11 protein-coding genes are annotated in these 11088 nt (G+C 72.6%); 4 read left to right on the forward strand and 7 right to left on the reverse strand.

Features of this window, described 5'->3' with window-relative positions; genetic code table 11:
* Window positions 1–36: 36 nt before the first annotated feature.
* Entirely contained in the window at window positions 37–924 is an 888-nt protein-coding gene (locus tag ACFYXK_RS23770; protein ID WP_389412909.1) for an arylamine N-acetyltransferase, read from the reverse strand.
* A 54-nt stretch (window positions 925–978) separates the two neighbouring features.
* Window positions 979–2121: an NADH-quinone oxidoreductase subunit D gene (locus ACFYXK_RS23775; RefSeq protein WP_053691355.1), complete on the reverse strand. Its 1143-nt coding sequence runs from the start codon at window positions 2119–2121 to the stop codon at window positions 979–981.
* Window positions 2122–2152: 31 nt separating this feature from the next.
* Between ACFYXK_RS23775 and ACFYXK_RS23780 the strand changes: the two genes are divergently transcribed.
* Window positions 2153–2644 carry a PH domain-containing protein gene (locus ACFYXK_RS23780; protein WP_383505961.1) on the forward strand — a complete coding sequence of 164 codons (492 nt, stop codon included), beginning with the start codon at window positions 2153–2155 and terminating at the stop codon, window positions 2642–2644.
* Window positions 2641–4005 carry a PH domain-containing protein gene (locus ACFYXK_RS23785; protein ID WP_389412910.1) on the forward strand — a complete coding sequence of 455 codons (1365 nt, stop codon included), beginning with the start codon at window positions 2641–2643 and terminating at the stop codon, window positions 4003–4005. Before ACFYXK_RS23780 ends, ACFYXK_RS23785 begins: the two co-directional genes overlap by 4 nt.
* A 28-nt stretch (window positions 4006–4033) precedes the next feature.
* On the opposite strand, the gene ACFYXK_RS23790 is transcribed toward ACFYXK_RS23785, so the two are convergent.
* Together ACFYXK_RS23790 and ACFYXK_RS23795 are read right to left on the reverse strand one after the other, a co-directional pair.
* Window positions 4034–4702 carry a response regulator gene (locus tag ACFYXK_RS23790; RefSeq protein WP_383505955.1) on the reverse strand — a complete coding sequence of 223 codons (669 nt, stop codon included), beginning with the start codon at window positions 4700–4702 and terminating at the stop codon, window positions 4034–4036.
* A gap of 17 nt (window positions 4703–4719) precedes the next feature.
* On the reverse strand, window positions 4720–5922 hold the full coding sequence (locus tag ACFYXK_RS23795) for a sensor histidine kinase (RefSeq protein ID WP_389412911.1): 1203 nt from the start codon (window positions 5920–5922) through the stop codon (window positions 4720–4722).
* Between the two features lie 107 nt (window positions 5923–6029).
* Here ACFYXK_RS23795 and ACFYXK_RS23800 point away from each other — a divergent pair, with 107 nt between their 5' ends.
* Window positions 6030–7019, forward strand: coding sequence for an SAM-dependent methyltransferase (locus ACFYXK_RS23800; protein ID WP_389412912.1), 990 nt, complete (start codon window positions 6030–6032; stop codon window positions 7017–7019).
* 34 nt (window positions 7020–7053) lie between these two features.
* On the opposite strand, the gene ACFYXK_RS23805 is transcribed toward ACFYXK_RS23800, so the two are convergent.
* Window positions 7054–8607: a M28 family metallopeptidase gene (locus ACFYXK_RS23805; protein WP_389412913.1), complete on the reverse strand. Its 1554-nt coding sequence runs from the start codon at window positions 8605–8607 to the stop codon at window positions 7054–7056.
* Window positions 8608–8806: 199 nt separating this feature from the next.
* Window positions 8807–9928: a DUF5937 family protein gene (locus ACFYXK_RS23810; protein WP_389412914.1), complete on the reverse strand. Its 1122-nt coding sequence runs from the start codon at window positions 9926–9928 to the stop codon at window positions 8807–8809.
* Window positions 9929–10036: 108 nt separating this feature from the next.
* Between ACFYXK_RS23810 and ACFYXK_RS23815 the strand changes: the two genes are divergently transcribed.
* Window positions 10037–10246, forward strand: a complete 210-nt coding sequence (locus tag ACFYXK_RS23815) for a hypothetical protein (RefSeq protein ID WP_389412915.1) — start codon at window positions 10037–10039, stop codon at window positions 10244–10246.
* Between the two features lie 10 nt (window positions 10247–10256).
* Here ACFYXK_RS23815 and ACFYXK_RS23820 read toward each other — a convergent pair whose 3' ends face one another.
* Window positions 10257–10994 (reverse strand): GntR family transcriptional regulator, encoded by a 738-nt coding sequence (locus ACFYXK_RS23820; RefSeq protein ID WP_389412916.1) that lies wholly within the window; start codon window positions 10992–10994, stop codon window positions 10257–10259.
* Window positions 10995–11088 lie beyond the last annotated feature (94 nt).

An 11088-nucleotide genomic window follows, 5' to 3' on the forward strand; every position in this document is an offset into this window, starting at 1 on the left:
TGCACTCCCGCACCGACATCGGCATCGCCGCCGCCGTCAGTTCCCGGACCGCGCCGCCCCGGCGGCGGCCGCGCCCGCCTGCGCCCGGTCGGCCAGCCACTTCTCGTGGGCCGCGCACACCCGGTCCCACAGCGCCGCCCGGTCCGCCGGTGTCAGGTCGTCGAGCTGCCGCTCGAAGAGCCCGCCGACCACCGCCCAGAACTCCCCGGGCGTGTCCAGGACCCGCTCGCTCGTCCCCTTGACGGGATCGATCCGGCTCAGCACCCGCCCGCGCAGCGTGTCGACCCCGTGCGCGTCGCGCCGCAGCAGCGCGAGGGTCCGTACGAAGCCGGAGTCCGGCGAGGTCGACAGCCGCACGTGCGTGGCCTCGAAATCGGCCGTCGCCGCCGGCGCCGAGAGGATGTTGACCGCCGGGCAGGGGCTCGCCTCGTTGATGTACCTCCAGCCGGGCGCGTCCCCCTCCAGCGGGCCCAGCCCGTACGTGAACTCCCCCTGCCGGTGGCTGCCGGCGCGCAGCGGCAGCGGCTCGTACGGGCCGTCGCCGAGCCCGGCGTCGACGAAGTACTCCTCGCCGCCGACCCGGACGGTCAGCGCGAGGTGGTCGCCGCTGACGTCGTGGCGCTCGCGCTCCGCCGCCGCGAGGACACCCGCGACGTGCCGGGTCACCTCGAAGCCGAGGGTCTCCAGGAGCAGCGCGAAGGCGCCGTTGAGGTGGAAGCAGTACCCGCCGCGTCCGGCCGCGATGCGGCGTGCGGACAGCTCGGGGTCGATGCCGGGCGGCCGGCCGAGCTGGATGTCGAGGTTCTCGTACGGGATCCGCTCGAGGTGGGCGCGCTGGAGCGCGAACAGTGCCTCCACCGTGGGCACGGGCGGCCGGGGGAAGCCGAGCCGCCGCAGGTAGCCGTCGTAAACGCCAGGGGTCATCCCCGCACCCTAAGCAGAAAACTCCCGCGCGAAGGCGGGAGTTCCCGCGACTTGTCACTTGTCGATATCGCCCACGACGAAGAACAGCGAGCCGAGGATCGCGACCATGTCCGCGACCAGCTGGCCGGGCAGCAGCACCGACAGGGCCTGGATGTTGTTGTACGAGGCGGAGCGCAGCTTCAGCCGGTACGGGGTCTTCTCGCCCTTGGAAACGAGGTAGTAGCCGTTGATGCCGAGGGGGTTCTCGGTCCAGGCGTACGTGGCCCCCTCGGGCGCCTTCAGCACCTTCGGGAGGCGCTGGTTGATCGGCCCGGGCGGCAGCTCGGCCATCCGGTCCAGACAGGCCACCGCGAGGTCGAGCGCGTTGTGCGTCTGGTCCAGCAGGCACTCGAAGCGGGCCAGGCAGTCGCCCTCGGTGCGGGTGACCACCTTCAGGACGTCCTGGAGCTCCCCGTACGCCAGGTACGGCTCGTCGCGGCGCAGGTCGAAGTCGACGCCGGAGGCGCGGGCGATCGGGCCGGAGACCCCGTACGCGTGCACCGCCTCGGCGGAGAGCACGCCGACCCCGCGGGTGCGGCCGCGGAAGATCTCGTTGCCGTGGACCAGCTTGTCGTACACGTCCATGCGGGTGCGGACGTCGGCGATCGCGGCGCGAGCCCGGCCGAGCCAGCCGGCCGGGAGGTCCTCCTTGAGGCCGCCGACTCGGTTGAACATGTAGTGCATGCGGCCGCCGGAGATCTCCTCCATGACCGCCTGGAGCTCCTCGCGCTCGCGGAACGCGTGGAAGATCGGAGTGATTCCGCCGAGTTCGAGCGGGTACGACCCGAGGAACATCAGGTGGTTCAGCACCCGGTTCAGCTCGGCGAGCAGGGTCCGCATCCACACGGCCCGCTCGGGGACCTCCATGCCGAGCATCCGCTCGACCGCCATGACCACGCCGAGCTCGTTGGAGAACGCGGACAGCCAGTCGTGGCGGTTCGCGAGCATCACGATCTGCCGGTAGTCGCGTGCCTCGAAGAGCTTCTCGGCGCCGCGGTGCATGTAGCCGACGACCGGCTCGGCGCTGACGATCCGCTCGCCGTCGAGGACGAGGCGCAGGCGCAGCACGCCGTGCGTGGAAGGGTGCTGGGGTCCGATGTTGAGCACCATGTCGGTGCTCTCCGCCGCACCGCCGATGCCGACCGTGGTCTCCGTCATGGCCGCATTGTCGCAGCCCTACTCTGAACGCATGGAAACGGGGACCACGGGTGGGACGAGCAGGCCCGAATGGGTGGGGCTGCCGGGCGGGCTGCTGACGCTGCGGCGGCTGCTGCTGGTGATCTGGACGGTGCCGCTCGCGGCCGGCACGGCCGTGCTGCTGGGGCTGACGGCCGGCCCGGCCTGGGCGGCCGCGGGGGCGTTCTGGCTCGGGGGCCTGGCCTGGGGCTGGGTGCTGCTCGGCCGCAACTGGCGGTCCTGGCGGTACGCCGAGCGCGCCGACGACCTGCTCATCAGCCGCGGGGTGCTGTGGCGGGCGCAGACGGTGGTCCCGTACGGGCGGATGCAGCTGGTCGAGGTGACCTCGGGGCCGCTGGAGCGGCGCTTCGGGCTGGCCTCCGTGCAGCTGCACACGGCGGCCGCGGCCACGGACGCCAAGATCCCGGGCCTGGTCCCGGCCGAGGCGCAGCGGCTGCGGGACCGGCTGACGGAGCTCGGCGAGGCAAGGTCCGCGGGCCTGTGACCGCCGAATCCGCGGCCGAATCCGCAGGCGGAGCCCCCGCCGGAGCCGCCGCCGAATCCGCAGGCGCGCCCGCCGCGGAGCGCCGACTGCACGTGCTCACGCCGCTGCGCCGGGCGTGGGTGCCGATCGCCGCGACCGTCGGCGTCGTCGTCCAGCAGGGCGAGCAGGTCGAGCGGTGGGTGCGCGGGGTGCCGTCCGGCCTGCGCGCCCTGATCCTGGCCGGCCTGGTCGTGGTGTTCGGCCTGTACGGGTTCCTGAGCTGGTGGTTCACCCACTACGCGGTGACCGACACCGAGCTGCGCATCCGCAGCGGGCTCTTCTTCCGGCGCACCGCGCACATCCGGCTCGACCGGATCCAGGCGGTGGACGTGACCCGGCCGCTGCTGGCCCGGGTGGCCGGGGTCGCCAAGCTGCGGCTCGACGTGATCGGCACGGAGGACAAGGACGAGCTGGCCTTCCTCGACGAGCGGGAGGCCGTGGCGCTGCGCGCCGAGCTGCTGGCCCGGGCCGCCGGCTTCGCCCCCGCGCAGGCCGTGGCGCTCGGCGAGGCCCCGCAGCGCGAGCTGCTGCGCGTCCGCCCCGCGGACCTGGCCGTGTCGCTGCTGCTCACCCTCTCGGCGTGGGCGGCCCTGGCCGCCGGGCTGTTCGCCCCCGTCGCCGTGTGGTGGTTCAGCGGGAATCCCTGGGCGACGATCGCCACCCTGCTGCCCATGCTGGGCGGGCTCTGGTCGGGTACGGCCGGGCGCTTCCTCGCCGAGTTCGACTGGCGGGTCGCCGAGTCCCCGGACGGGCTGCGCCTCGACCACGGGCTGCTGGACCGGGCCCACGAGACCGTGCCGCCGGGGCGGGTGCAGACCGTACGGATCGTGGAGCCGCTGCTGTGGCGGCGCCGGGACTGGGTGCGCGTGGAGCTGGCGGTGGCCGGCTCGAAGAACGAGGTCCTGGTCCCGGTGGCCTCGCGGGCCGCCGCCCAGGCGGTGGTCGCCCGGGTGCTGCCGGGCGTGGACCTCGCGGCCCTCGCCTTCGGCCGGTCCCCGAAGACCGGGTCGCGGTGGGTGGTCCCGGTGTGGTGGAAGGGCTACGCCCTGGCCGTCTCGGCGGACGTGTTCGCCGCCCGCAAGGGGCTGCTGTGCCGCCGTACGGAGATCGTCCCGCACGCCAAGGTGCAGAGCGTCCGGCTCACCCAGGGCCCGTGGGAGCGTGCCCGGGGCGTGGCGGACGTGCACGTGGACACCGGCGCGAACGGCACGGTCACGGCCCGCCTGCGGCCGGCCGCCGAGGCCGCCGAGCTGCTGGACGCCCAGGCGGCCCGCTCCCGCACGTCCCGCGCGGACGCCCGCCCGGACCGCTGGATGACCTGAGCGGCGGCCCGGGGAGGGCTGACGGAGGCTACGCGCCGCCGGCGCGGACCAGGCCCGTCTCGTAGGCGAGGACCACGACCTGTACGCGGTCGCGCAGGTTCAGCTTCGTCAGGATGCGGCCCACGTGCGTCTTCACCGTGGCCTCGGAGAGGACCAGGCGGGCGGCGATCTCGCCGTTCGACAGGCCCTGGGCCACCAGGAGCATGACCTCGCGCTCGCGCTCCGTCAGCCGCTCGATCTCCTTGTTCTGCGGCTCCTGCGTGGTCGTCGGCAGCATCGGCGCGAAGCGGTCCAGCAGGCGCCGGGTCGTGGACGGGGCCACCACCGCGTCTCCACTGTGGACCGAGCGGATCGCGGCCAGCAGCTCCGCCGGCGGCACGTCCTTCAGCATGAACCCGCTCGCGCCCGCCTTGAGACCCGAGAAGGCGTACTCGTCCAGGTCGAAGGTGGTCAGGATGATCACGTCGGGGTGCTCGTCGCGCTCGCAGATCCGGCGCGTGGCCTCGACCCCGTCGAGCTTCGGCATCCGGACGTCCATCAGCACCACGTCCACCTTGGTGGCCCGCAGCACCTCCAGCGCCTCCAGGCCGTCGCCGGCCTCGGCGACGACCTCCATGTCCGGCTGGGCGGCGAGCACCATCCGGAAGCCCGTGCGCAGCAGCACCTGGTCATCGACCAGCATCACTCGGATGGACATCAGTTACCTCGACCTCGTCATCTCGTCTTGAGCGGGAGCAGTGCGCTGATCCGGAAACCGCCACCGGGCCGCGGGCCCGCGTCCAGGGTGCCGCCGACCATGCCGATCCGCTCGCGCATGCCGATCAGCCCGTGCCCGGCGCCGTCGGCGCCGCCGTCCTCGTACAGCTCGTGGGCCGCCCCCCGGCCGTCGTCCTCGACCAGCAGGCCGAGCCCGTCGTCGAAGTAGACCAGCCGGACGCTCGCCCTGGCGTCCGGGCCGCCGTGCTTGCGGGTGTTGGTCAGCGCTTCCTGCACGATCCGGTACGCGGTGAGCTCGACGCCGCTGGGCAGCCGGCGCGGTGCGCCCTCGACCTCGAAGTCCACCGCGAGGCCGGCCGCCCGTACCTGCTCGACCAGGACCTCGATCTGCTCGACGTCCGGCTGGGGCACGTAGTCCTCGGACTCCTGGGGCTCCCCGGTGCGCAGGACGCCGAGCAGGCGGCGCATCTCGGCCAGGGCCTGGCGGCCGGTGCCGGAGATCGTCTGCAGGGCCTCCTTGGCCTGCTCGGGGGCCACGTCCATGACGTACGCGGCGCCGTCCGCCTGGACCACCATCACCGAGACGTTGTGCGCGACGACGTCGTGCAGCTCGCGGGCGATCCTGGCGCGCTCGGCGGCGACTGCCACCTTGGCCTGCGCCTCGCGCTCCTTCTCCAGCCGCTGGTTCCGCTCGACGAGCTGGGCGTAGTACGCCCGGCGGGTGCGCAGGGAGTCGCCGAGCACCCAGGCGAGGACGAACGGGACGATGGCGAACAGGGTGAAGAAGACGTTGTCCGAGGTCTCGCCCTTGTCCACGTGGAAGCGCAGGGCGTAGAGCGGGGCGGCGGTGAACCCGATGGCGAGCGCGGTACGGGACATCCGGCGTGAGATCTCGGCCGAGGCCGCGACCGTGTACAGGATGATCAGCATCGCGAAGTCGGCCATGTTGGTGTCGGTGTGCGTGAGCAGCTTGTAGACGCCGGCGCCGACGGCCAGCCAGAACATCGGCAGTGTCCACTTGCGGCGCAGGGCCACGACGAGGCCCATCGCGATCACGGAGGGGACGGCGATCAACTTCGTCGTGGCGCTGTTGGCGCCGTTGTCGGCGACCTCCAGCATCGCGATCCCGAACAGGAGGACAGCCCAGAAGCTGTCGACGCCCGTCGGGTGTCTGCGGAGGAAGTCGTAGAGGCGCTGCACGTAACCCAGAGTAGGCAAAAGAGATAGGTGCTGGAGTCAACCACAGGTGCGATCCGTGCGACGGAGGTGTACTCCCCAAGGTGGAGGCCGAGCTTAACCTTTCGGGGATGAGCACTCAGGGAGAAGTCGTGGATCTCGTTCCGGTTCCGGTTCCGATCCGGTGGCGGACGGCGATGGAGGCCGCGCTGTACGGGCCGGACGGGTTCTACGTGCGGCCGGGCGGGCCGGGCCCGGCCGGGCACTTCCGCACCTCCGTGCACGCCTCGCCGCTGTACGCGGGGGCGGTGGCCCGGCTGCTGCAGTGGGTGGACGCCGAGCTGGGGCATCCGCAGGGGCTGGACCTGGTCGACGTCGGGGCCGGGCGGGGGGAGCTGCTGACCGGGGTACTGGGCGCGCTCCCGGCGGAGGTCGCGGCGCGGGTGCGGCCGTACGCGGTGGAGCGGGCGGAGCGGCCGGACGCGCTCGATCCGCGGATCCGGTGGGTGCCCGAGCCGCCCGAGGGGGCGCGGGGCCTGCTGTTCGCGAACGAATGGCTGGACAACGTACCGCTGGAGATCGCGGAGGACGGGCACTACGTGCTGGTCGCCCGGGACGGTACGGAGAGCCGCGGGCCGGCGGTGGACGGCGCGGACCTGGCGTGGCTGGAGCGGTGGTGGCCGGGGCCCGGCCGGGTGGAGATCGGGCGGGCGCGGGACGAGGCGTGGGCCGCGGCCGTTGCCAGTCTCGACCGGGGGCTGGCGGTGGCGGTGGACTACGCGCACACGGTCGACGCCCGCCCCCCGTACGGCACCCTGACGGGGTTCCGCGGGGGGCGGGAGGTGGCGCCGGTGCCGGACGGGACCTGCGATGTGACGGCCCACGTGGCGCTGGACGCGTGCGCCGGGCCGGGGGCGGTGCTCGTTTCGCAGCGCGAAGCCCTGACCGCCCTCGGCGTCGCGGGGACCCGCCCCCCGCTGGCGATGGCGTCCACGGACCCCGCGGGGTACGTCCGCGCGCTCGCGGCGGCCGGGGAGGCGGCGGAACTCACCGCCCGCGGCGGTCTGGGCGACTTCGGCTGGCTGATCCAGCCGGTCGCCGCCGCCCCCTGGCCGGCCTGACCCTGGCCGGCCTGACCCTGGCCGGCCTGACCCGCTACTCGGTGGCTTCGTGGTCGTGGCCCGGGCGGAGGCCGCCGCCCGTGCTGCCGCCGGTGGTCGGCGCCGAGGCGACCGGCCTCGACAGCGGGGCCAGGTCGAACGCGTAGTGGCCGACCGCGTTCGCGATCACGTCCACGTTGATGTCCAGCGCCTTCTGGTCGATGTTCGTGATGTCGTCGCCCTTGCCGTGGTAGTTCACGTCGTACGCGACACCCGCCTGCCCGCCGAACTTCGCCGCCTGCGCCGCCGTCTTGATCCCCTCGGCGCCGGTGTCCGTACCGCCGGACGGGATGCCCGCCTCGATGAACGGGCCGTAGTCCGAGCGGCCCGTGAAGTCCGAGCCCTCGTGCGGGATCTTCTGCGCGTCGAGGAAGTCGGTGATGCCCTTCTCCAGCTGCGCCGAGCCCTCGGGCCCCGGGCCCGAGCCGACCTTGTCCGAGTCGTCGCCGTCGTACACGAAGTACGCGGCGTTCGGCGAGGCGATCATGTCGAAGTTCAAGTACAGCCTGATCTGCTTCTTCTGCGCGTCCGTCAGCCCGCCGACGTACGCCTCGGAGCCGAGCAGGCCGAACTCCTCCGCCGACCACCAGGCGAACCTGACCTTGTTCTTGATCTTGTTCTGGCTGCTCGCGAGGCGCTGCGCGACCTGCAGGATGCCCGCCGAGCCGGACCCGTTGTCGTTGATGCCGGGGCCCGCCGCGACCGAGTCGAGGTGCGCGCCGAGGAAGACGGTGTTGTTCTCGTCGCCGCCCCGCGTCTCCGCGATGATGTTGTACGTCTTGCGGTTCTCCCGGAACTCGCGGATGTCGAGGGTGACCTCGACCGGACCGGCCGCGGCCTCGGCGGCGAGCCGCTCGCCCTCGGCCCGGGTGACGCCGCCGGTCGGGACCTTGCCCGCGTCCGGCGCGCCCAGGGTGCCGTTGAGGGCGCCCTCGGTGTTGTTGTAGATGATCGCGCCGACCGCGCCGGCCGCCGCCGCGTTGGCCTGCTTGGCCGCGAAGGTGCAGCCGCCGCGCTTGACCAGCGCGATCTTGCCCGTGAAGGCGCCCGCGGCGAAGTCGCCCGGCTCGCAGCCGTTCGTGCCGTCCGCGTCCACCGGGGCGACGGCGATCTGCGCCTTCACCCCGTCCTGCGGGCCGCTCGCCGTGTACGTCATCAGCTTGATCGGGACGTCGCGCCCGCCCGCGCCGTTCACCTTCAGCGTCTCGGCGATCGTCTCGACGTACACGAACTCGAACTCGTTCTTCGAGACCTTGTAGCCGGCCGCGCGCATCACGGCCTCGACGTACTGGGCGGACTGCACGTGGCCCTTGGAACCGGCCACGCGGGTGCCCTTGTTGTAGTCGGCGATGGCCTGGAAGACCTTCAGGTGGTTGTTGGCGCCTTTGCCGGTGGAGTCCTTGACCAGCTTCCTGGCCAGTGCGTCGCCCCGCGCGGCGTCGCTCTGCGGGCTGCCGGTGGCACCGGCCGGCCCGGCGAGCACGAGCGGGGAGACGAGGGCCGCGGCGGCCAGGGCGGCGGTTGCTGCGGCTATACGGCGTGAGGGCATGAAGGTCCTTCCACGGCAAGTACGAGCAGACAGACGGAAGCGGTGCGCGGTACGTGGGTGAGCGGTGGACGCACGGTATAGACCAGGTGGCCGATCTGGCCAGAGTTTTCGCTGTTTCCGGTTGATGAATTCCGCATATCGGTGAGTCTGCGCCGCCGAAATCCGGCCACCGTCCGCCCTGTTGTGCCGCGGGGAGCCGTCAGCGCAGGATGCCCTCGATGAACTCCGAGCCGATCCGGGCGACCTTGCCCAGGTCCAACTGGTGCTGGACGTAACGCCCTTGGCGCCAGGTGTGCAACAGGCCCGCCTTCTTCAGCGCCGACAGGTGCCGCGACACCTCCGGCGCCGTGATCCCGTGCACGGTCGCCAGCTCGCTCGTCGTGTACGGGGCCCGGGCCAGACTCCGGCACAGCATCATCCGCATCGGATGGGCCAGTGCCTCCATCCGCCGCTGGAGCAGCTCCACCGAACCCGGCTCGGGCAGTTCGGGGGAGCGGAGCGGATAGTGCACCACCGGCATCCAGCCGGGCGCGTGCAGCACCAGCAGATGCGGCCAGCCGAAGTTCGTCGGCACGAAGACCAGGCCGGGGCCTATCTCCGGATCGGTCGCGGTCGCCGAGCCGTGGACCATCTTGTCCACGGTGATCGTGGTGGCGGCCTCGTCGACGCTCAGCGCCGTCGACACCTCGTTCAGCGTCGCCGCCAGCCCCTTGCGGCGCAGGACCTCGGTCTTGTGCCGGGCATCGGCGCTCTGCTGCGGCTCGATCCGCCGCCAGGTCTCCGCGAAGAACGCCTCGTCGCAGTCCTCCAGGAGCCGCCGCAGCCACACCCGTACGGAGGCCGTGTCGTCCAGCAGCCGCAGCGAGAAGTCCAGCTGCCGCGGACCGCGCGCGGCGGCCGTCTCCAGCGCCTTGGCCCGGGCCTTCGGGTTCTTCAGCGGGGAGGGCCCGCCGCCCTCGTTGTACAGCGCCAGCCAGCAGTGCTCGAGGGCGGCCATCACGAACCGCTCGTCATCCATCCGGTCGAGTACGTCGAGCTCCTCGGCCAGGGTCGCGGCGGGCAGGCCGCTGCCGCCGGGGATGCCCGCGAAGGCCATGAAGATGTCGGAGAACGAGCTGCGCCACATGAAGTCGCCCTCCAGCAGCCGGTCCGCGAGGCACGGGTCGAGCGCGGCCGAGGTGGCGGTGGTCCAGGAGGCGAGGCCGGGGTGGTGGGCGGGCTGCGAGAGCGCGTGCAGCGTCATGCAGAGCTCGGAGAGCGGCGAGGGCGCGAAACGGATGCGCTCCGCGGGGAGCCCGGCGATGTCGATGGTGACGCTCATCGGCCCATTCTGACCTGTCGAACCCCTGTGACCTGGACTGACACGGATCAATTGACGAGGAGCGTCAATCGTCGTGCGGGGTGGCCCCGGCAGGTTCAGGGTGGAGTCATGACAGCGATCGAGCAGTACCTCATCGACACCTACCGGGCCTCCCAGCACGGCGCCCCGATGCCCCCGCCGCCGGGCCGCGACGATGTCGCCGTCCTGCGGGCGGCCCGTACGTACGCCCAGTTCCAGGCCGTCCTCGACGGCCGGGCGGCCCGCCACCCCTGGTGGGCCGCGCTGTGCCGGCTGGCCCACGTACCCGGGCGCACGTGATGCGGCCCGCTCAGCGGTCCCCGGGGTGGAAGTCGATCTCGTACGCGATCTCGGAGCGGCGGTCGGCGACCACGATGTCGGCGGTCTCCACCGCCCGGCCGTCCGTCGCGTAGTACGTCCGCTCGATCTCGGTGATCAGGTCGCCGACGCTGATGCCGAGCAGATTGGCCTGCCGCTGGTTCGCCCGCGCCGGGCGGGGGACCTCCAGCGACGAGGCGACCAGCACGCCGATCGAGCGCATCCGCTCGATGACCCCGGCGCCCTTGTACGGGCCCGCCTCCGGCAGGACGACCGGAGTGCCGTTCGTGACCGCCATCGGCTCCCAGGACTCGCAGATCTCCACGGGCCGGCCCTCGGACAGGAACTCGTACGTGGTGAGCACGCACGGGTCGCCCGGCGGGACGGCGAGGCGCTCCGCGATCCGCTCCGGTGCCGGCGTACGGGCCGCGGAATGCGACTCCCAGGTCACGCCCGCGCCGCCGAGCCCGGCCAGCCGACGCCGCCGGGAGCGGACTATGCGCAGCCGCTCGCGCGGCTCGCACCGGTACGTGCCCGACCCGGCGCGGCCTTCCAGGAGCCCCTCGATGATCAGCAGCTCCAGCGCGCGCTGCGTGACGCTCTGCCCGACCGCGTACTCCTCGGCGAACCGGGACCGGGACGGCAGCTTGGAGCCGACGGGCCACTCCTCGGCCCGGATCCGCGCGCGCAGCGCGTCGGCCACCTTCAAGTACGCCGTGTCCCGGGCCATATGAGCCGTCCTGTGCCTGTCGACGAGTTGGGCCCAAGCTAATTCATCAGGTCGAACCCGAGTCTTCAGAACGGCGATGAGTGAGACGACGCAG

This window comes from Streptomyces sp. NPDC002209, from assembly GCF_042890265.1.
Classification (GTDB): Bacteria; Actinomycetota; Actinomycetes; order Streptomycetales; family Streptomycetaceae; genus Streptomyces.